Source organism: Pseudomonas glycinis (assembly GCF_054871425.1).
This window is the reverse complement of sequence record NZ_JBTYHF010000004.1, coordinates 108,254-128,177: the sequence shown is the minus strand read 5'-3', so window position 1 is coordinate 128,177 and position 19,924 is coordinate 108,254. Positions and strand designations below refer to the sequence as shown.

Sequence of the window (19,924 nt, the reverse complement as noted above, 5' to 3'; positions counted from 1 at the left end):
GTTCAGGAAAAACGCTCCACTGTTTCCCCACTCCCGAGTGAGCAGCGTCCCGCCATCACCAACAGCCTATCGCGCGCGGCCATCTTTTTCTGACGTTCCATCCGAGCTGGTTCTCGCAGGCTAGCAAGCGACCATCGTTCTATCACTTCAGCTTCGACTCGGTTGGAACAATCTCGGTCAATTGCTTGAGGAACGCCTACCCGACGGCGGTCAGCGCAAGTACCGTTACGATGCACTAGGCAGGCAGATCACTCGCCAGGAAGAGTCAGGCGCGATCACTCATTACCAATGGGATGCTGCCAATCGCCTTGCCCAAGTTACGCTGCCCGGCGGCGCCACTCGCGCATTCAGCTACAACGCCTACGGCAATGTCACTGCTGAACGCGACGAACTTGGCCGTATCACCCGCTACGAATACGCCGACAACCTGCACCTCGTCAGCCGCCGGATTAATCCCGACGGCAGCCAACTGCGCTATCGCTACGACAACTCGCAACTCAACCTCACCGAGATCGAAAACGAGCGCGGCGAACGCTACCAACTCGATTATTACCCGAACGGCCTGATCCAGCAGGAAACCGGCTTCGACGGCCGCCGCACCGCGTACGAGTACGACCTGAACGGCCAACTGCTGAAGAAAACCGAGTTCGGCGACGACGGCAGCGAACTGGTCACCGAATATCAGCGTGACGCCGCAGGTCGTTTGCTCGTAAAAACGCTACCCGACGGCGAAGAGATTCACTACAGCTACGACGCGCTTGGCCGCCTCGTTAACGTTGACGACGGCAATTGGCCGCTCGCCTATAAATACGATCTGCAAGACCGACTTATCGAGGAGCACCAAGGCTGGGGCACTCTGCGCTACCAGTACGATAGCGTTGGCCAACTCAGCCACTGCCGCCTGCCGGATGGCTGCACGCTCGATTACCGTCATTTGTCCGGTGGACGCCTGAGCAGCATCGACCTGAACGGTTCACGCCTGACCAGCCACCAATTCAATGCAGGCCGCGAGCAACAGCGCCAACAAGGCTTGCTGCTTAGCCAATACCAATACGATGAACAGGGACGTCTGCAAGCGCACAGCGTCAGCCAACGGGACAAGCACCTGTTCCAGCGTCGCTACAACTACGACGCCAACGGCAATCTCGCCGGAATCGACGACAGCCGCAAAGGCAACCGCAGCTATCACTACGACCCGCTGGATCGCCTGATCAGCGTGCGCGGCGCCATGCCAGAGAGCTTCGCCCATGACCCGGCAGGCAACCTCCTCGGACAAAATGACCTGCCCGTTGCGAACCTCGCAAACGTCAAAGGCAATCGCCTGCTCATGCAAGGCGACCGCCACTACGACTACGACGCGTACGGAAATTTGATCCGCGAGCGTAGCGGCAACGGCCAAAAGCTCGTCACCGAATACCGCTACGACTGCCAGCATCGCCTGATCGGCGTGAGTCTGCCAGGCGGCAGCACTGCAACCTACAAATACGACGCCTTCGGTCGCCGCTTCGAAAAAACCGTCGACGGCCACACCACTGAATTCCTCTGGCAAGGCGAGCGATTGATCGCCGAAAGCGCAGAAAATCGTTATCGCAGCTACATCTACGAACCGGGCAGCTTCCGCCCATTGGCAATGCTCGACGGCGAAGGCCCACTAAAGGCTGCCCCGTTCTACTATCAACTCGACCACCTTGGCACTCCGCAAGAGCTCACCGACTACAGTGGCGAAATCATGTGGTCCGCGAAGTACCGCGCCTATGGCAACCTCGCGGCGCTGGACGTCAGCGAAATCGATAATCCGCTGCGTTTTCAAGGGCAGTATTTCGACGCCGAGACAGGGTTACATTACAACCGCCACCGCTACTACAATCCGGGAACTGGACGGTTCTTGACGCCGGACCCGATCAAGCTTGCGGGTGGGTTGAACAGCTACCAGTACGTGCCTAACCCTACGGGGTGGGTGGATCCTTTGGGGTTGAGCAACAATTGCCCTGGCAAAGCGAAAAAAGGCTTTCAAAGAAAGGTGGATGATACTAGTAACAATAAGGTTGAAAATGGCGAACCAGAGCTACCTAAAGGCCATGACAGCACAATTACTAGGAAAGCCGCATTCAGACAAGCGAAACGCGTTGGAGGTGTGCCCCTATCACAGCAGCCATCCAGATCCTATAAAGAGGTACTTACCGACCAGCCTGGTCGCGTGATGAGTAGGGTTTATGAGTTCAATTTGAAAGACGGCAGGATTGTGACTATTAGAGAGCATTCATTGGGACATATAAAAGGTAATGAAGGGCCACACTTCAATACTGAAGTTACGGGAACCACAGGTACGAAAGCAGCCTTAAAAGAAGGTGACAACTCACACACTTACTTCAAAAAAGACTAATCATGAGCATATACTACACATGCGAACCGGGTATAAAGTTCCATGAAACGCCCGAGCAGTTTTCCGACCCTGACTTCATGAGCATCGCATTAGTAGCGGGCACTCTTCAAGACTTATGGTCCACGTGGAAAGCCGTCAGTAATTTTCTCGCACCTGAATGGCCGGTAACCATAAAGTGGCGGACCATTGGATACTCTCTGGAACAACAGAAAATCCAAGAGCTACGCCTGCAAAAAGAGATACTCACAAGCCTAAGCCCGAATGGACTTTTGAAAAAAAACGAAAAGACTAAAATATACTCTTATGTAGACTTCACCAACACGAACGACATCACATTCACCCCTAACGAACTAACACAATACCGAAACACTATTCTCATTCTAAAAAAGGAAGAGGAAGACGCATATAAAATCTGGAGCCACCTAAGTGAAAACGACAAATTGAACGTAGCAGCTATAGCAAAGTTCTTGAAGAACAATCGAGATACACTCATTGCTCGCTTTCTAGAAAGTGACACCCACTCAACCGCTCATATTATAACCCCGGAAAAATACTCAGAGAGAATAAAATCAATACTATCCAAGCTGAATATTGAAGAGATAAAATCGACTAAGCTTTATGAAATCATTAATAAATCTTGAATCTATTTTGAACCGCTGCTCCACAAGCGTATAGCTTCTGCATTTTCTTGGGCTCAGTACTATGGAACAACCTAAATTCTCTGTGGGATTTGCTCAGTCCGGACGTGGAGCGTCCGATTGAAATAGTATGGAACAATTCGAAAGAATCTGAACAAAGCATGGGCGAAACTTTTAAAAAAATAATATTTATATTCGAGCGAACAAAAAATCAGGACATATCCCTGGGTTTAGATGAAAATTTCGAATACAAACTAAAGTAAAAAAATTGATACTTGCCAGCGCACTTATTCAACGCTACAGCAAGCACGACTATCGTTTGAATGATCAGAACAAAGTATTCACGAATGCAAAGATTTGAAGAAACCCGATGAGATTAAAACTCGAATACAAGCTCCAACCTATCAGAGTACCAAGCGGCTGGACAATAACAATCAACAATCTATATGAGGTGGAGTTGACACCGGAGACTTGCGGCTGGTTCTCTAGTTCGGTACTGATCGGAGGAGTCCGCCAGAGTACCGGCCATTGCTTTGACACGAGAGTCGAGCCCGAAGGGGATCCCGACGGAGAATTTGTGATCGACATGCTAACGATCGAATACGATAGAAGAGGTGAGCCAATCAAAAACTCCGAAATTTTTCTATCTGAATTCAGGACCAAAAGCAAAATCGAATTTATTGAAAAAATTGAAGAGTTCATGATGGAGGCTTGAGTACCATCGCTGCTCAAGAATGGAACAGATTTAAAACAGCTTTCCAAGCTCAATCTTCATTGAAGCGTCATTAGGCGACTCAGGAAAAATCGCAGCACAACACTGCGATTTCTCACCCCATAGAATCAATCGGCCGCCAACCGCACCTGCCTCTCCAACTCCACCTTCAACCCCGGCTCCAATTTCAACTGCCGTGCCAGTTCATCCAGATAGCTCTTCTCCATAAAATTCTCCTCATCCACCAGCATCACACTGGCGATGTACATCTCCGCCGCCATTTCCGGCGTGCTCGCCGCGCGGGCGACGTCGGTGGGGTCGAGGGGTTTGTTGAGTTCGGCGTGGAGCCAGTGTTGCAGTTCCTGATCGTTGTCGAGCTTTGTGAATTCGCCTTCGATTAGTTCGCGCTCGCGCTCGTCGATGTGGCCGTCGGCTTTGGCGGCGGCGACCAGGGCTTTGAGGATTGCCTGGCTGTGCTGCTCGACTTGAGCGGGTGGCAGGCGGTCGAGGGTTTGCGGTTCGCGTTGGGGTGCGCTGCCTTTTTGGGCGTTGTAGTTGCCGTACGCCTTGTAAGCCAGTACGCCCAGCGCGGCGAGGCCGCCGTAGATCGCGACTTTGCCGCCGACCTTGCGGACCTTTTTATTGCCGAGCAGCAGGCCCATCGCGCCTGCGGCCAATGCGCCGCCACCCGCGCCGGAGAGCAGGCCGCCGAGGCCGCTGGAGCCAGACGAGCCACCGAGCAAGCCGCCAAGTCCGCTCGCAGCCGATTTGCTGGAAGCGCCGCCGGCCTTGTTCTGCAGCATTTCCTGCCCGGACTTGAGCAGTTGATCGAGCAATCCACGGGTGTTCATGTTCCGTCTCCAAACAAGGGTTATCCGGATCTAAGGCCCTCAGCCTAGTTCGAAAGTGCCCGGACCCGCCCCGCGAGTGTGCTTCGAGATGTTGCTCGCCACTCAAAAGGGCTCGTTCCGAGCGCTACCCAATCAAAAGGGGCAGGCCTTTCGACCTGCCCCCTTCTCCCCTCCTCCTTAAAACCGCGAAACACTCCGCATCGCATCCACCAGATAGCGCATGGCGATCCGGTCGCTTTCCGATAGCTCTCGATAACGTTCCACCAGTTTCAATTCCTCGGAATTGAGACGGCGTCTTCTGCGCCCGCCGCCCAAGCAAGGAAAGATGCCCAACATTTCGGTGATGCCCTGTATTTTTGCCATGGACGATGTCCTTCTCTATTGAGTCAAGAAACTGCTGAACCTCACATCGCCCTGCCTCTTCGAGCAGCGTCGTGTGCCCCGCCGGCACGAAGGCTTGTATCCGGTCTTGCTCATAGAATAGGAATTAAATTGGCGTTGAAAAGTGGTTTTTAGAGTAATTAATCGAAAAAAGCAGATATGCCCTCTAAATCAGAGGGCCCTGTCAGAAAAATTACAGACATGTCTTGTTTCATTGCCAGATGGCGCAACGCAAACAAGCCTTTTTGCCCGACAATCGAACCGATTAAGCTAGCGGGCATCTGTTTATAGTCCGTTGCGTTTGGCCGAAGGCATGACCGAACCGTAATTTCCGATCCGATACGTGCCAGGAACGGCGCGGGATTGCACACGACAGGTTGTATTTATGCACCGCAGGAATTTGCTCAAAGCGTCCATGGCCATTGCGGCCTATACCGGTCTTTCCGCGTCGGGCCTGTTGGCTGCTCGCGCCTGGGCGGCCAATGGCGGCGCCGCCGATGGCGAGGCCCAGGCCTTCGATTTCGAAGCGTTGAAGCGTCAGGCCAAGCAGCTCGCCGGCAATGCCTATCAGGATACGAAACAGGTGTTGCCGCCAACCTTGGCGACCATGACTCCGCAGAATTTCAACGCGATCCGCTACGACGGCGAGCATTCCCTGTGGAAGGAAAACAAAGGTCAACTGGACGTGCAGTTCTTCCACGTCGGCATGGGTTTCCGTCAGCCGGTGCGCATGTACAGCGTTGATCCGAAGACGCGCATGGCGCGCGAGGTGCATTTCCGCCCGGCGCTGTTCAATTACGAGAACACTTCGGTCGACACCCAGCAGCTCAAGGGCGACCTGGGTTTTGCCGGCTTCAAACTGTTCAAGGCGCCGGAGCTGGATCGGCATGACGTGGTGTCGTTTCTCGGCGCCAGCTATTTCCGTGCGGTCGATGCTACTGGCCAATATGGCCTCTCCGCGCGCGGCCTGGCCATTGATACCTACGCGAAGAAGCGCGAAGAGTTTCCCGACTTCACCAAGTTCTGGTTCGAGACGCCGGACAAAAACGCCACGCGTTTTGTAGTCTACGCCCTGCTCGACTCGCCGAGCGCCACTGGCGCGTATCGCTTCGACATCGACTGCCAGGCCGAGCGCGTGGTCATGGAAATCGACGCGCACATCAACGCGCGTACCACCATCGAACAACTGGGCGTGGCGCCGATGACCAGCATGTTCAGCTGCGGCACCCACGAACGGCGCATGTGCGACACCATTCACCCGCAAATCCACGACTCCGACCGTCTGGCCATGTGGCGCGGCAATGGCGAGTGGATCTGCCGTCCGTTGAACAACCCGGCGACGCTGCAATTCAACGCATTTGCCGACAAGGACCCGAAGGGTTTCGGCCTGGTGCAGACCGACCACGAATTCGCCAACTATCAGGACACCGTCGACTGGTACAGCAAGCGCCCGAGCCTGTGGGTAGAACCGACAACCGCATGGGGCGAAGGCTCGATCGATCTGCTGGAAATTCCCACGACCGGCGAGACGCTGGATAACATCGTCGCCTTCTGGACGCCGAAGAAACCCGTGGCTGCCGGTGATTCGCTGAACTACGGGTACAAGCTGTACTGGAGCGCGCTGCCACCGGTCGGCACGCCACTGGCGCGAGTGCACGCGACGCGTTCGGGCATGGGCGGCTTCACCGAGGGTTGGGCGCCGGGTGAGCACTACCCGCCAGTCTGGGCGCGCCGTTTTGCCGTCGACTTCACCGGTGGCGGCCTTGAGCGCCTGCCACAGGGCACCGGGATCGAGCCAGTGATTACCTGTTCCAACGGCAAGGTGCAGGACTTCAGCGTGCTGGTGCTGGATGACATCAAGGGTTATCGGATCCTGTTCGATTGGTACCCGACCAATGACAGCGTTGAGCCGGTGGAACTGCGCCTGTTCATTCGCACCAATGACCGCACGTTGAGCGAGACCTGGTTGTACCAGTACTTCCCGCCGGCGCCGGACAAGCGTAAATACCCTTGAGGTTTTGTAGCGCCTGCCAGTGCCTCATCGCTGGCAAGCCAGCTCCCACAGTGGTGAGTTGATCACAAGACCTGTAGTCGACTCGAACCTGTGGGAGCGGGCTTGCCCGCGATGACGGCAGCGCAGACAGCGAGGCCGGATCAGACAAACCAAAGCCCCGACCATCACTGGTTCGGGGCTTTTGCTTTCCAGCCTTCAATCAATCACGCAAATCCGACTCATGAATGGGCTGATCCCGATGGGTCGCGCGCTGATACTGCGCCGGCCACACTGCTTTGCGCCCGCCCAGATCATCGTCGGCATGCAGCGGCCAGTACGGATCGCGCAGCAGCTCTCGGGCGAGGAAAATGATATCAGCCTGACAGGTACGCAGAATGTGCTCGGCCTGGGCAGGCTCGGTAATCATGCCGACAGTGCCGGTGGCAATGCCTGACTCTTTGCGTACCCGCTCGGCAAAGCGCGTCTGATAACCGGGTCCGACCGGAATTTCCGCGTTTGCAGCTGTCCCTCCTGAAGACACGTCAATGAGATCGGCGCCCAGCGTGTGAAGGCGACGCGCCAGTTCCACGGTTTCGTCCGGATTCCAGCCGTCTTCGACCCAGTCGGTCGCCGACACGCGGACAAACACTGGCAATTCCTCCGGCCATACCGCCCTCACCGCTTCAGTTACTTGCAGCACCAGACGGATACGATTCTCGAACGAACCACCGTACTGATCGCGACGCTGGTTGCTCAGCGGCGAAAGAAACTGATGCAGCAGATAGCCGTGCGCGGCATGCACCTCGACCACGCTGAACCCCGCCGTCAGCGCGCGCTTGGCCGCGTCGACAAAGGCTTGAATCACTTCGGCGATCTGCCCTTCATCGAGCTGTTTTGGCTGGGTGTGCTGCGGATCGAAAGCAATCGGCGATGGCCCGACCGGGGTCCAGCCGCCATCCTCGGGTTTGACGCTGCCATGCTTGCCGATCCACGGCCGGTGGGTGCTGGCCTTGCGCCCGGCGTGGGCCAGCTGAATGCCGGCGACCGCGCCCTGGGCGGTGATGAAGCGAGTGATGCGTTGCAGCGGTTCGATCTGTTCGTCGTTCCACAGGCCAAGGTCTTCGGCGGTGATGCGCCCGTCGGCGGTAACCGCCGTGGCTTCGGTGAAAACCAGACCGGCACCGCCCACCGCGCGGCTGCCCAGGTGCACCAGGTGCCAGTCGTTGGCCAGGCCGTCGACGCTGGAGTACTGGCACATCGGCGACACGGCGATGCGGTTGGGCAGGGTCAGTTGGCGCAGGGTAAAGGGTTCAAGCAGCAGACTCATGGGGCACCTCTCGAATCGGTGGGCAGGCTCCAGGGTTCTGTTTGAAAAGTCGACGAGTGACAGAAAAAGGGTGCAGCACCCGCCCCCGCGGGCAAAAATTCGACAAGACGTCACAAGGCCAATCAAGCAGTGCTTAGAGCCTAGTCGACAACCGGAGATGACGGAGGGTTCAGAGTAATTCAGTGTGTGAAAGGACGCTTTCGCGAGCAGGCTCGCTCCCACAAGGCAGCACCGTACCTGTGGGAGCGAGCCTGCTCGCGAATGGCTTAACGCGGTTCGATATGAGCAATCATCAACTGCACAGTCTCGTTGCCACGAAACTCGTTGACGTCGAGCTTGTAAGCCAGTTCAACCCATTGAATCGTCGGGTTCGGCCACACATCGCGATCAATGCCAAACGCGATGCCATCGAGCTTCACCGAACCGCATTCGCTTTTCAGCACCACTTTCAAATGCCGTTCGCCAACCACGCGCTGCTCGACCAGTTGAAACACGCCATGAAACAGCGGCTCGGGGAAATGCTGCCCCCATGGCCCGGCGTGACGCAAGGCGCGGGCCAGTTCGAGGTGGAACTCTTCGACGGCCAGCGTGCCGTCCGACAACATGCGCCCGGTGAGGTCTTCTTCGCGAAGTTGCCTACGTACTTCAGCGTCGAATGCCTCGGCGAACAGCGGAAAATTCTCCTGCGGCAAGGTCAGACCAGCGGCCATCGCGTGGCCACCGTACTTGGCGATCAGGTTCGGATGCTGCGCCGCGACCACACTCAGCGCATCGCGAATATGGAAGCCCTGCACCGAGCGACCGGAGCCCTTGAGCAGACCATCACCGGCATCGGCGAAAGCAATGGTCGGGCGGAAATAGCGCTCTTTCATCCGCGAGGCGAGGATGCCGATCACACCCTGGTGCCACTCCGGGTCGAACAGGCACAGACCGAACGGCATCGACTCGACCGGCAGATCCTTGAGCTGCGCCAGCGCTTCACGCTGCATGCCCTGCTCGATGGATTTGCGATCCTGGTTCATGCCGTCCAGTTGCGCAGCCATTTCCCGCGCCAGATTGGCGTCGGCGGTGAGCAGGCATTCGATGCCCAGGCTCATGTCGTCCAGACGCCCGGCGGCGTTCAGGCGCGGGCCGACAATAAAACCCAGGTCGGTGGAAGTGATCCGCGCAGCCTCTCGCTTGGCGACTTCGAGGATCGCCTTGATCCCCGGCCGCGCCCGGCCGGCACGAATCCGCTCCAGCCCTTGATGCACAAGAATGCGGTTGTTGGCATCCAGCGGCACCACGTCGGCGACGCTGCCCAGCGCCACGAGATCGAGCAGTTCGCCGATGTTCGGTTGCGGTTTGCTCTCGTACCAGCCAAGGCTGCGCAGGCGTGCGCGCAAGGCCATCAACACATAAAAAATCACCCCGACGCCAGCCAGCGCTTTGCTCGGAAACTCGCAGCCTGGCTGATTCGGATTGACCAGCGCATCAGCCTGCGGCAGTTCATCGCCGGGCAAGTGGTGGTCGGTGATCAAAACCTTCAGTCCGGCGCGCTTGGCCGCCGCGACGCCTTCGACGCTGGAGATGCCGTTATCGACGGTGATCAATAGTTGTGGTTCACGGGTCAGCGCGACCTCGACGATTTCCGGCGTCAGGCCATAGCCGTATTCGAAACGGTTCGGCACCAGATAATCGACATGCGCCGCGCCCAACAGGCGCAGGCCGAGCACACCGACCGTGCTGGCGGTGGCGCCGTCCGCATCGAAGTCGCCGACGATCAAAATGCGCTGGCGTTGCTCCAATGCCGTCACCAGCAGGTCAACAGCCGCATCAATGCCTTTGAGCTGCTGGAACGGGATCAAGCGCGCCAGACTTTTGTCCAGCTCCGCTTCCGATTGCACGCCCCGCGCCGCGTACAGGCGGGTCAGCAGTGGCGGCAGATCACCGAGGAAAGGCAACGTGGCAGGCAATTGACGAGGTTCGATACGCATGGGGCGACGGAGGCTTCTCTTTGATTCGTGGGAAATATCAGCGGTGTCGCGACCTCAGCCGCGCTCACCTTGCAGCCATTGCAACTGGACTTCGTGCTGACCGCGATCGTCGGTGACGAAGATCGTGCCTTCGCTGATCATCACGTCCCACTTGATGACGCGCGGCATGTCCTTGGCCAGGGTCTCCAGCACTTCCTGCGGGACGGCGGCGATGTTGACGTTTTTCAGGTTCTTGATCGCCGGGATCACCTTGGTTTCCCACACACGCAGGCTGCCGTAGGCCAGCAGGCTGGTGCGTTCGGTGCGGCGCGAGCACCAGGTCAGGCGATCGACATCCGGCTGGCCGACTTCGATCCAGTGCAGGACACGGTCGTCCAGGCTCTTTTCCCACAAGGCCGGTTCATCCACGTCTGACAGACCACGGCCGAACGACAGCTGCTCGTTGTACCAGAGCGCGTAGGCCAGCAGCCGCACGGTCATGCGTTCTTCGGTTTCCGAAGGATGACGGGCGATGGTCTGCTTGACGCTTTCGTAAACGCTGCGGTCGAGGTCGGTGAGGTTCAGTTCGAATTTGTAGGTAGTGGACGGCTGGGCCATGAACGGGCTTCTTGATACGAGGAAAGTCGGCAAGTCTAACCGATGCCACAGGCAATCAACGAATTGATGGCGATCGAGCTGCGGCGTCTGACAGCCGGCTATGTTAAAACCCTGTATCCGTTCAGCCTTGTCCTACAGGATTTCGCATGCCGTTCACCAGCAAACCGCTCTCGGGTCTGAAAGTCATTGAATTGGGTACGCTGATCGCCGGGCCGTTTGCCTCGCGCATTTGCGGCGAATTCGGCGCCGAAGTGATCAAGATCGAGTCGCCGGACGGCGGCGATCCCCTGCGCAAGTGGCGCAAATTGTACGAAGGCACCTCGTTGTGGTGGTTTGTCCAGGCGCGCAACAAGAAGTCGCTGACCCTCAATCTGAAACACCCCGACGGTTTGGCGATCCTGAAACAACTGCTGGGCGAAGCCGACATTCTCATCGAGAATTTCCGCCCCGGCGTCCTGGAAAAACTAGGTCTGAGCTGGGAAACCCTGCACGCGCTGAACCCGAAACTGGTGATGGTGCGCCTGTCCGGTTTCGGTCAGACCGGGCCGATGAAGGACCAGCCGGGTTTCGGTGCGGTCGGCGAATCCATGGGCGGCCTGCGGTACATCACCGGTTTCGAAGATCGGCCACCGGTGCGTACCGGGATTTCCATCGGTGATTCGATTGCCGCGCTGTGGGGCGTGATCGGTGCGCTGATGGCGCTGCGTCATCGCGAGGTCAACGGCGGACTGGGCCAAGTGGTCGACGTTGCGCTGTATGAAGCTATCTTCGCGATGATGGAAAGCATGGTGCCGGAGTTCGACGTGTTCGGTTTCATCCGCGAGCGCAGCGGCAACATCATGCCGGGCATCACGCCCTCTTCGATCCACACCAGCGCCGACGGCAAACATGTACAGATCGGTGCCAATGGTGATGCGATCTTCAAACGCTTCATGCTCGTGATTGGCCGCGAAGATCTTGCCAACGACCCACTGCTGGCCAGTAACGACGGGCGCGACAGTCGCCGGGACGAGTTGTATGGCGTGATTGATCGCTGGGTCAATTCCTTACCACTGCAGACTGTTCTCGACTTGCTCAATCAGGCCGACGTACCGGTCAGCCGGATCTTCAGCGCCGAGGACATGTTCAACGATCCGCAATATCTGGCGCGAGAGATGTTCCTGCATGCCAAGCTGCCGGACGGCAAGGACTTCAAGATGCCCGGCATCGTGCCGAAACTTTCCGAAACCCCTGGTTCATCCCAATGGGTCGGGCCGCAGTTGGGCGAACACAATGCGCAGGTGCTTGGCGATCTGGGCTACGACGCGGCGCAAATCGCTCGCCTGCGCGAAGACGGAGCCATCTGAGCAGCGCCGGGCGCTTCGGTTTTTCAAGCAACAAGCCGCGCACTGCGCAAACGCCGGGCAAAAGAAACCCCGAGAAGTGGGGAGACGACTCGGGGTTAAACGGGGTCTGCTTCGAGACCCGTAGCAGCAAGCGACAAGCACCGGAGCACAATGCTTGATCTCGCTGTTATGGGGTCTGACTGACAGGGATGCAGGAAGGTTCCCGCAAAAAATATTTCATCTTTACAGGGCCGGACGCTTGTCCAGAGCTGCATTGCGCAACGCCGCAATCACGCAGGGTTCCAACCGCCCTTCGGCGATCATCACGTCACGGTGCAGGCCGTCCACCACGTCGGTCAGCAAGCGCTTGTCGCTCAACTGGGCCTGATTGAATTCGCGTTCCACCACAATGGCGCCGCTGCTGTTCTTCAGCGTCACCAGACATTCACCATGGCTGCCGCGAGGGGTCAGCGTCACCTGATACGGGCTCAGAGCCTCACCGAGCAATAGACTGATACTTTCCATCTCGATCTCCACTCAATAGTCCGAAAACACAGTGCCTGGGGCGTGTTCACATTAAATGACCACCGGCCCGAGAAGAAAGTTCTGCCTGTCGCGTCCCAACCTTGCGGGTCCGCGTCTGACAGAGCATGCACGGCGAAGATGACAGAAAAATATTCGCCGGTTTCAGGCCTCGATGAGCTCCTGCGGGGTGATCAGATAACTGTCCAGCAGACCTCTCATCAACACCGCCGAAACCGGCGTTTGCAGCCGTCCCAGCAGGCGCAGGCGTTGCTGGCGGAGCAGCGGCTCCAGATCACTCATCAAACTCTGCGCGACCGAGCCCAGCAGAATCAGGGCACGCGCCTCATGGTGCGCCGCCAGGTGATGAATCAAAGCCAGCCCATCGCCACCCTTGAGCTGCGGATCGCAGATGGCGATATCGACCGCGCCGCGATGCCCCAGTGAACTCAAGGCTGACGCCAGCGAAGGCGCGGTCAATACATCGTAGATGCCGATGGCATTGAGCATTTGATGCAATGCCATCAGCTGGAACGGGTTGGGTTCAAGAATCAGGACTTTAAGCGAGCGCATGGGCGACCTCTGGAGCGATCATCGCGGACTCTCACCGCAGTTGTCGTTCACTCTAGGGCAGGCGTCTTAAGCCTCCCATCAGAAAAGTAGCCGCGTCTTGCAGGACATTTCCCTTCTTTACGGCAGACAGCGACACCCGCTCTCGGTCCTGCGCTGAGTGATATCGGTCCAGCCACCCAACAGGCCGCGCAATTTACCGTCACCGCTGTAAAACGGCACGGTCCACTGATACACCTCGCGAGACCCGCCCTTGAACAGCAGCTGTCGTTTGCTGAACCGCGACTTGCGGGTCTGCAACTGGGCGATGAATTCATCGTGCAGCATCCGCGCAGTGGTTTCCGGAAACGCATCGACTTCGATCAGCAGGCGCCCCTGCATCTGATCCAGGCGCACCGACAGTGCTTCCTCGTAACTGCGATTGCAGATGATCAAGCGCCCGTGCAGATCACGGACAAACACCGGATCCGGCATCGAATCGATCAGGGCGTGCTGAAAGGCCAGTTGATCACCCAGCTCCTTTTCCGCTGCGCAGCGCAGCTTGATTACGGCTGCCAGACGCCTGTTCCACACCAGCGACAGCATTCCGAAAACGCCGATTACCCCCATCGCCCAGCATGCCCACTCGACCAGGCGTTCCCAGACGGAGGGCACGGGCGGCGGCGAAACGCCCGCCAGCCACTTGAGACGCATCGCCCGCAACTCCGCCGCAGGGAACGCTTCCAGCGCCTTGTTGAGAATACTCAGTAGTTGCGGCATGCCTTTTCGTACAGCCAGATGATCGGCTTCCCACTTGCCCTCTACCAGGGCACCGACCTTGAGCATGCCCAACGGATAGAGCTGCGCGCCGATTTCGTTTTCGATGGTTGCGTAGGCTTCACCGCTCTCGACCAGCGCCCGCGCTTCGGCGTAGGTTTTCACCGAGCGTATTTCAATCGACGGATAATCGCGGCGAATCGCATCCTCCAGGGCATGACGGGCGGGCAGCACCAGAACGCGCTTGGCCAGTTGCTCGAAAGACTCCACCCGCGGAGTATTGGCATGTCCGACAAAAACCCAGCCTGCCCCTCCAAAAGCATGACTGAAATCGAGAAACGCCTTGCGATCATCACTCATGGCCAAGGTCGTACTGATGTCCGCGACTCCGCTTTGCAGGCGATCGAGCATATGGTCGGTAGAGAACGATTCCTGGTGCTCGAATTGCAGGCCGGTCATTGCGCTGACGCGCTTGAGCACATCGTTGTTCAGACCGCTCCACTGGCCATGTTCGTCCTGAAACAGGTACAACGGATATTGCACCGATGCCACCGTCACTCTGGGGTTGTCACGTATCCATTGCTGCTCGTGCGCATCCAGCTCGATAGCCTGGACACTGGCTGACGCATTGGCCTGATCGAGTGCCATTTGCGCTGCCATGCCGCTGTGTGTCCACCCCAGCACCGCCAACAAAAACAACCAGCCCAGTGCCGGTTTCAAACCTCTGTAAAACAGCATTGCCATTTCCTTCGTGATCGACTCACCCGTCCTTCGTGGGTGAAAACCCGAGCAGTGTGGCAGCAGAAACAAAAAAGCCCGTCAGGAGACGGGCTTCAAAATGTGACAGCTTTTACTGGCTTAGAGCGGCTTGCCGCGGTTGCCATGCTGGCTGACAAAGGCTTGCACGGCTTTCAGGTCGTTTGGCAGAACCGTGCAGCGCTCGTTTCGCTCAAACAAATCAGAAAGATGTGCAGGTAGTTCGAGCGCTTTTCCTACACCCGCTTTCTCCACTGCCTCAGGAAACTTGACCGGATGGGCAGTACCCAGAATGACCATCGGGATATCCAGGCTGCGACGGCATTCGCGCGCGGCTTTCACACCGATGGCAGTGTGCGGGTCGAGCACCTCACCGGTTTGCTCGTAGACGTCGGCGATGGTTTCGCAGGTCTGCGCATCGTCCACCGCCAGGGAATCGAACAGCTTGCGTGCTTCGGTCCAGCGCTCTTGCTCGACGCTGAAACTGCCGTCCTTTTTGAACGAGTCCATCAGGCCGGCAATCGCCGCACCGTTACGCCCGTGCAGGTCGAACAGCAGGCGCTCGAAGTTCGACGACACCATGATGTCCATCGACGGCGACAGCGTTGCGTGCAGGGTTTCCTTGACGTACTGGTTGCCGCTCATGAAGCGGTGCAGGATGTCGTTGCGGTTGGTGGCGACGATCAACTGGTTGATCGGCAGCCCCATGTTGCGAGCCAGGTAACCGGCGAAAATATCGCCAAAGTTGCCGGTTGGCACCGAGAACGACACCGAACGTGCCGGGCCGCCCAATTGCAGGGACGCATGGAAGTAGTAAACGATCTGGGCCATGATCCGCGCCCAGTTGATCGAGTTCACCGCCACCAGACGCGTGCCTTTGAGGAAGCTCTGGTCGGCGAAGCTGTTCTTGACCATTTCCTGGCAGTCATCGAAGTTGCCTTCGATGGCGATGTTGTGGATGTTCTCGCCGAAGATCGTTGTCATCTGCCGACGCTGCACTTCCGATACGCGCTGATGCGGGTGCAGGATGAAAATGTCGACGTTTTCGCAGTGCTTGCAGCCTTCGATGGCCGCAGAACCGGTATCACCAGAGGTGGCACCGACAATCACCACGCGCTCGCCGCGCTTTTCCAGCACGTAATCGAGCAGGCGACCGAGCAGTTGCAGGGCGAAGTCCTTGAACGCCAGGGTCGGGCCGTGGAACAGCTCAAGCACCCATTCATTACCGTTCAACTGACGCAGTGGCGCCACGGCGCTGTGGGCGAACACGCCGTAGGTTTCTTCGAGAATCTTCTTGAAATCGGCATCCGGAATGCTGCCGGTGACAAACGGGCGCATCACCCGGAAGGCCAGTTCGTGATACGGCAGGCCGGCCCAGGAAGCGATTTCTTCCTGAGTGAAACGTGGCAGGTTTTCCGGGACGTACAGACCGCCATCGGTCGCCAGACCGGCCAGCAGGACCTCTTCGAAATTCAGGGCCGGGGCCTGGCCGCGAGTACTGATATATCGCATTTTTTTCAAACCTTCGGTTTGAGCTGCAAGCTGCAAGCTGCAAGTCGCAAGTAAAAGCCAGACTGCTTCTCTCTTGCCACTTGCCGCTCGAAGCTTGCCGCTGCTTTTTAGTTCAAATGTTCGACACGGATCCGTACAACCGGGCCGTCGACGCCAGCCAGTGCTTCCAGCGCGGTGATCGCATCGTTGATGCGCTGCTCGACCACGCGGTGGGTCAGCAGGATCATCGGCACCAGGCCGTCATGCTCTTCGACTTCCTTCTGCATGATCGATTCGATATTGATGCCGCGCTCCGACAGGATGCTCGCCACCTGAGCCAGTACGCCCGGATGATCCTTGGCGTGAATGCGCAGGTAGTAAGCGCTTTCGCAGGCTTCGATCGGCAGGATCGGATGCGCCGACAGCGAGTCCGGCTGGAAGGCCAGGTGCGGCACACGGTTTTCCGGGTCGGAAGTCATCGCGCGAACCACGTCGACCAGGTCGGCGATCACCGAGGAAGCGGTCGGCTCCATGCCAGCGCCGGCACCGTAGAACAGCGTCGAACCGGCGGCGTCGCCGTTGACCATCACTGCGTTCATCACGCCGTTGACGTTGGCGATCAGGCGATCGGCCGGAATCAGCGTCGGGTGCACGCGCAACTCGATGCCGGCGTCAGTGCTGCGCGCCACACCGAGGTGCTTGATGCGATAGCCCAGCGCTTCGGCGTAGTTGACGTCGGCAGTGGTCAGTTTGGTGATGCCTTCGGTGTAAGCCTTGTCGAATTGCAGCGGAATGCCGAAGGCAATCGACGCCAGAATGGTCAGCTTGTGCGCGGCATCGATGCCTTCGACGTCGAAGGTCGGGTCGGCTTCGGCGTAACCCAGCGCTTGCGCTTCGGCGAGTACGTCTTCAAACGTACGGCCCTTCTCGCGCATTTCGGTGAGGATGAAGTTGCCGGTACCGTTGATGATCCCGGCAACCCAGTTGATGCGGTTGGCGGACAGGCCTTCGCGGATCGCCTTGATCACCGGAATGCCACCGGCCACCGCCGCTTCGAATGCCACGATCACGCCTTTCTCGCGTGCCTTGGCGAAAATCTCATTACCGTGAACGGCTATCAGCGCCTTGTTCGCGGTGACCACATGCTTGCCATTCTCGATGGCCTTGAGTACCAGCTCGCGGGCAACGGTGTAGCCGCCCATCAGCTCTATGACGATGTCGATCTCAGGGTTCGTGGCCACTTCGAAGACATCGTTGGTAATCGCAATACCGGTCGTCTGGAACTGAGGCTTTGGCGTGCGCGTGGCAATTTGTGCCACTTCGATTCCACGCCCGGCACGACGAGCAATTTCCTCGGCGTTGCGCTGAAGTACGTTGAAGGTACCGCCACCGACGGTCCCTAACCCACAGATGCCTACTTTGACCGGATTCACTGTGAACTCCCCATGAAACGGCCGACACAGGGTCGGCCGGAAAACAACCGCGTGCTCGCGGCTCTCTGTTGATGGCCCGGCGCTGTTGCCGCCGGACCACGATCGTCAACGGTTGCCCGTGACGATGCGAATTACTTCGCGCCCAGCGCCAGTTTGGCGACTTGTGGCGCCGGCTGGTAGCCCGGAATGACCTGGCCGTCGGCCAAAACGATGGCCGGTGTACCGTTCACGCCGATCGACTGACCGAGGGCGAATTGCTTGGAAACCGGGTTATCGCACTTGGCGGCCTTGATTTCCTTGCCATCGACCATTTTGTCCATGGCGGCTTTCTTGTCTTTCGAGCACCACACTGCTTGCAGCTGCTCGTCACCCGGCGAATTCAGGCCCTGGCGCGGGAACGCCACGTAGCGCACTTCGATGCCGCGCTTGTTCAGCTCCGGCACTTCGGCATGCAGTTTGTGGCAGTACGGACAGGTGGTGTCGGTGAACACGGTGATGTGCGATTTGGTCTCGCCCACGGCCGGGTAGACAACGGTTTCGGCCACCGGGATGGCATTGATCAGTTTGGAAATGCCCAGGCGTTCGGTCTTCTCGGTCAGGTTGACCGGTTTGCCATTCGCCAGCTGATACAGGTTGCCCTGGACGATGTACTGGCCATCGGCGCTGGCGTACAGCACGCGGCTGCCTTTGAGTTTGACTTCGTACATGCCAGGCAACGGGCTGGCACTGATGCTTTCGACCGGAACTTCGAGTTCGAGTTTTTCCAGGCTTTGACGAATGGCTTTGTCAGCCGCGTCGTCGGCGACGGCAAAGGTGCTCACCAACGCAATGGCGGCGGCGGCGAAAATCTGGGTCAGACGCATGAGTACTCCTGAGGGCGGGCCAATGAAACGGTCAGAACGCCCGTGCGAAACACCGGGTCATAACCGTCCATCGTGCAAACCGGCAAAGCCTAACACATAAGGTCACGAGGGCCGAATGCGCCTGTCGCCACACACTCATGTGCAACTGACACATCTTCATGCTTGTACAACTGACCCACAACCACATGTGGCTGACACACATTATTGTGGCGAGGGGATTTATCCCCGATGGGTTGCGAAGCAGCCCTGAACCATCCACCGCGACCTTTCAGTCAAAATCGAGCCAGCCGGGTTTGCGACTGCTGCGCAGCCAAACGGGGATAAATCCCCTCGCCACAGGTCAGTATTTCAACATTATGGGATGTGTCAGCCGCGAGGGTGGTGCTTCGCGTGCAAGTCCTGCAAGCGGGCGCGGGCGACATGGGTATAGATCTGCGTCGTAGACAGGTCGCTGTGGCCGAGCAGCATCTGCACCACGCGCAAGTCCGCGCCGTGATTGAGCAGATGCGTGGCGAACGCGTGGCGCAAGGTGTGCGGCGACAGCGACTTGCTGATCCCGGCGACCTTGGCCTGGTGCTTGATCCGATGCCAGAACGTCTGCCGGGTCATCTGCTCGCCACGCTGACTGGGGAACAGCACATCGCTGGGGCGGCCACCGAGCAACTCGCCACGACCATCACGCATATAACGCTCGACCCACACAATCGCCTCCTCGCCCATCGGCACCAGACGCTCCTTGCTGCCCTTGCCCATCACCCGCAATACGCCTTGGCGCAGGTTGACCTGCTCCAGCGTCAGGCTGATCAGTTCGGTCACGCGCAGGCCACAGGCATACAGCACTTCCAGCATCGCGCGGTCACGCTGGCCGATGGCGTCACTCAGATCCGGCGCCTTGAGCAGTGCTTCGACATCGGCTTCCGACAGCGATTTGGGCAACGGCCGACCCAGTTGCGGCATGTCGACGCGCAACGTCGGGTCGACGCTGATCAGTTTTTCCCGCAACAGATAGCGATAAAAGCCACGCACCCCGGAGAGAAATCTCGCGGTGGAGCGCGGCTTGTAGTTTTGCTCCAGCCGCCACGCCAGATGATCGAGGATCAATTCGCGGCCGGCATTGATCAGCTCGAGATTTTTCTCCTGCAACCAGCCGTTGAACAGCGCGAGGTCACTGCGATAGGCGTCGCGGGTGTTGTCGGACAGGCCTTTCTCCAGCCATAAAGCGTCGAGAAATTGATCAATCAGCGGATGGTCGATGGCAGGCATGGGTGCTCGGGGCAGGCAGTTTTTAACACTGTGCGCAAATAGACAGTGAACGACGGGAATGGCCACTAGTCTTTCATAGCCAGCCAG

18 protein-coding genes and 1 pseudogene are annotated in these 19,924 nt (G+C 58.1%); 7 read left to right on the top strand and 12 right to left on the bottom strand.

What is annotated here, in order from left to right; genetic code table 11:
• Nucleotides 1-154 precede the first annotated feature (154 nt).
• The 5 genes and pseudogenes from ACYSTU_RS11020 to ACYSTU_RS11000 form a co-directional block, all read left to right on the top strand.
• Nucleotides 155-2,000: pseudogene (locus ACYSTU_RS11020) on the top strand (RHS repeat-associated core domain-containing protein); the annotation flags it as partial.
• 20 nt (nt 2,001-2,020) lie between these two features.
• Nucleotides 2,021-2,383 carry an HNH/endonuclease VII fold putative polymorphic toxin gene (locus tag ACYSTU_RS11015; RefSeq protein ID WP_498999099.1) on the top strand — a complete coding sequence of 121 codons (363 nt, stop codon included), beginning with the start codon at nt 2,021-2,023 and terminating at the stop codon, nt 2,381-2,383.
• A gap of 2 nt (nt 2,384-2,385) precedes the next feature.
• Nucleotides 2,386-3,024: a hypothetical protein gene (locus tag ACYSTU_RS11010; protein WP_024011730.1), complete on the top strand. Its 639-nt coding sequence runs from the start codon at nt 2,386-2,388 to the stop codon at nt 3,022-3,024.
• Nucleotides 3,025-3,128: 104 nt separating this feature from the next.
• Nucleotides 3,129-3,284: a barstar family protein gene (locus ACYSTU_RS11005; protein WP_498998347.1), complete on the top strand. Its 156-nt coding sequence runs from the start codon at nt 3,129-3,131 to the stop codon at nt 3,282-3,284.
• A gap of 107 nt (nt 3,285-3,391) precedes the next feature.
• A complete protein-coding gene (locus ACYSTU_RS11000) occupies nt 3,392-3,736 on the top strand; it encodes a hypothetical protein (protein WP_110600189.1) in 345 nt (114 codons plus the stop codon).
• 125 nt (nt 3,737-3,861) lie between these two features.
• On the opposite strand, the gene ACYSTU_RS10995 is transcribed toward ACYSTU_RS11000, so the two are convergent.
• Complete coding sequence (locus ACYSTU_RS10995) at nt 3,862-4,584, bottom strand: tellurite resistance TerB family protein (protein WP_122508298.1); 723 nt, start codon at nt 4,582-4,584, stop codon at nt 3,862-3,864.
• A gap of 177 nt (nt 4,585-4,761) precedes the next feature.
• Complete coding sequence (locus tag ACYSTU_RS10990; RefSeq protein ID WP_016771524.1) at nt 4,762-4,947, bottom strand: hypothetical protein; 186 nt, start codon at nt 4,945-4,947, stop codon at nt 4,762-4,764.
• A 403-nt stretch (nt 4,948-5,350) separates the two neighbouring features.
• On the opposite strand from ACYSTU_RS10990, the gene ACYSTU_RS10985 reads away from it, so the two are divergent.
• Complete coding sequence (locus ACYSTU_RS10985) at nt 5,351-6,979, top strand: glucan biosynthesis protein D (protein WP_071174494.1); 1,629 nt, start codon at nt 5,351-5,353, stop codon at nt 6,977-6,979.
• Between the two features lie 199 nt (nt 6,980-7,178).
• On the opposite strand, the gene ACYSTU_RS10980 is transcribed toward ACYSTU_RS10985, so the two are convergent.
• The 3 genes from ACYSTU_RS10980 to ACYSTU_RS10970 all read right to left on the bottom strand — a co-directional run bounded on the left by ACYSTU_RS10980 (nt 7,179) and on the right by ACYSTU_RS10970 (nt 10,858).
• Complete coding sequence (locus ACYSTU_RS10980; RefSeq protein WP_039759093.1) at nt 7,179-8,285, bottom strand: NADH:flavin oxidoreductase/NADH oxidase; 1,107 nt, start codon at nt 8,283-8,285, stop codon at nt 7,179-7,181.
• Nucleotides 8,286-8,551: 266 nt separating this feature from the next.
• A complete protein-coding gene (recJ, locus tag ACYSTU_RS10975) occupies nt 8,552-10,261 on the bottom strand; it encodes a single-stranded-DNA-specific exonuclease RecJ (protein ID WP_016771527.1) in 1,710 nt (569 codons plus the stop codon).
• A gap of 54 nt (nt 10,262-10,315) precedes the next feature.
• Nucleotides 10,316-10,858 (bottom strand): YaeQ family protein, encoded by a 543-nt coding sequence (locus ACYSTU_RS10970; protein WP_083366913.1) that lies wholly within the window; start codon nt 10,856-10,858, stop codon nt 10,316-10,318.
• 146 nt (nt 10,859-11,004) lie between these two features.
• Here ACYSTU_RS10970 and ACYSTU_RS10965 point away from each other — a divergent pair, with 146 nt between their 5' ends.
• Nucleotides 11,005-12,204, top strand: coding sequence for a CaiB/BaiF CoA transferase family protein (locus ACYSTU_RS10965; RefSeq protein ID WP_264364576.1), 1,200 nt, complete (start codon nt 11,005-11,007; stop codon nt 12,202-12,204).
• 222 nt (nt 12,205-12,426) lie between these two features.
• Here ACYSTU_RS10965 and ACYSTU_RS10960 read toward each other — a convergent pair whose 3' ends face one another.
• The 7 genes from ACYSTU_RS10960 to xerD all read right to left on the bottom strand — a co-directional run bounded on the left by ACYSTU_RS10960 (nt 12,427) and on the right by xerD (nt 19,837).
• Nucleotides 12,427-12,708 carry a DUF3509 domain-containing protein gene (locus tag ACYSTU_RS10960; protein WP_016771530.1) on the bottom strand — a complete coding sequence of 94 codons (282 nt, stop codon included), beginning with the start codon at nt 12,706-12,708 and terminating at the stop codon, nt 12,427-12,429.
• A 162-nt stretch (nt 12,709-12,870) separates the two neighbouring features.
• On the bottom strand, nt 12,871-13,278 hold the full coding sequence (locus ACYSTU_RS10955; RefSeq protein WP_016771531.1) for a response regulator: 408 nt from the start codon (nt 13,276-13,278) through the stop codon (nt 12,871-12,873).
• Between the two features lie 117 nt (nt 13,279-13,395).
• On the bottom strand, nt 13,396-14,769 hold the full coding sequence (locus ACYSTU_RS10950; RefSeq protein ID WP_110600197.1) for a transporter substrate-binding domain-containing protein: 1,374 nt from the start codon (nt 14,767-14,769) through the stop codon (nt 13,396-13,398).
• Nucleotides 14,770-14,889: 120 nt separating this feature from the next.
• Nucleotides 14,890-16,299: a threonine synthase gene (gene thrC / locus ACYSTU_RS10945; RefSeq protein ID WP_024011723.1), complete on the bottom strand. Its 1,410-nt coding sequence runs from the start codon at nt 16,297-16,299 to the stop codon at nt 14,890-14,892.
• Between the two features lie 107 nt (nt 16,300-16,406).
• Nucleotides 16,407-17,711, bottom strand: a complete 1,305-nt coding sequence (locus ACYSTU_RS10940) for a homoserine dehydrogenase (protein WP_024011722.1) — start codon at nt 17,709-17,711, stop codon at nt 16,407-16,409.
• A gap of 131 nt (nt 17,712-17,842) precedes the next feature.
• Nucleotides 17,843-18,574: a bifunctional protein-disulfide isomerase/oxidoreductase DsbC gene (gene dsbC, locus ACYSTU_RS10935; protein WP_016771534.1), complete on the bottom strand. Its 732-nt coding sequence runs from the start codon at nt 18,572-18,574 to the stop codon at nt 17,843-17,845.
• 366 nt (nt 18,575-18,940) lie between these two features.
• Entirely contained in the window at nt 18,941-19,837 is an 897-nt protein-coding gene (xerD, locus tag ACYSTU_RS10930) for a site-specific tyrosine recombinase XerD (RefSeq protein WP_016771535.1), read from the bottom strand.
• Nucleotides 19,838-19,924 lie beyond the last annotated feature (87 nt).

Excerpts from the sequence above, each read along its gene's own strand:
- ACYSTU_RS10980 (WP_039759093.1), bottom strand. The coding sequence starts at position 8,285 with ATGAGTCTGCTGCTTGAACCCTTTACCCTGCGCCAACTGACCCTGCCC.
- ACYSTU_RS10970 (WP_083366913.1), bottom strand. The coding sequence starts at position 10,858 with ATGGCCCAGCCGTCCACTACCTACAAATTCGAACTGAACCTCACCGAC.
- ACYSTU_RS10965 (WP_264364576.1), top strand. The coding sequence starts at position 11,005 with ATGCCGTTCACCAGCAAACCGCTCTCGGGTCTGAAAGTCATTGAATTG.
- ACYSTU_RS10990 (WP_016771524.1), bottom strand. The coding sequence starts at position 4,947 with ATGGCAAAAATACAGGGCATCACCGAAATGTTGGGCATCTTTCCTTGC.
- ACYSTU_RS10960 (WP_016771530.1), bottom strand. The coding sequence starts at position 12,708 with ATGGAAAGTATCAGTCTATTGCTCGGTGAGGCTCTGAGCCCGTATCAG.
- xerD (WP_016771535.1), bottom strand. The coding sequence starts at position 19,837 with ATGCCTGCCATCGACCATCCGCTGATTGATCAATTTCTCGACGCTTTA.
- thrC (WP_024011723.1), bottom strand. The coding sequence starts at position 16,299 with ATGCGATATATCAGTACTCGCGGCCAGGCCCCGGCCCTGAATTTCGAA.
- ACYSTU_RS11010 (WP_024011730.1), top strand. The coding sequence starts at position 2,386 with ATGAGCATATACTACACATGCGAACCGGGTATAAAGTTCCATGAAACG.
- dsbC (WP_016771534.1), bottom strand. The coding sequence starts at position 18,574 with ATGCGTCTGACCCAGATTTTCGCCGCCGCCGCCATTGCGTTGGTGAGC.
- recJ (WP_016771527.1), bottom strand. The coding sequence starts at position 10,261 with ATGCGTATCGAACCTCGTCAATTGCCTGCCACGTTGCCTTTCCTCGGT.
- ACYSTU_RS10950 (WP_110600197.1), bottom strand. The coding sequence starts at position 14,769 with ATGCTGTTTTACAGAGGTTTGAAACCGGCACTGGGCTGGTTGTTTTTG.
- ACYSTU_RS10955 (WP_016771531.1), bottom strand. The coding sequence starts at position 13,278 with ATGCGCTCGCTTAAAGTCCTGATTCTTGAACCCAACCCGTTCCAGCTG.
- ACYSTU_RS11000 (WP_110600189.1), top strand. The coding sequence starts at position 3,392 with ATGAGATTAAAACTCGAATACAAGCTCCAACCTATCAGAGTACCAAGC.
- ACYSTU_RS10985 (WP_071174494.1), top strand. The coding sequence starts at position 5,351 with ATGCACCGCAGGAATTTGCTCAAAGCGTCCATGGCCATTGCGGCCTAT.
- ACYSTU_RS10995 (WP_122508298.1), bottom strand. The coding sequence starts at position 4,584 with ATGAACACCCGTGGATTGCTCGATCAACTGCTCAAGTCCGGGCAGGAA.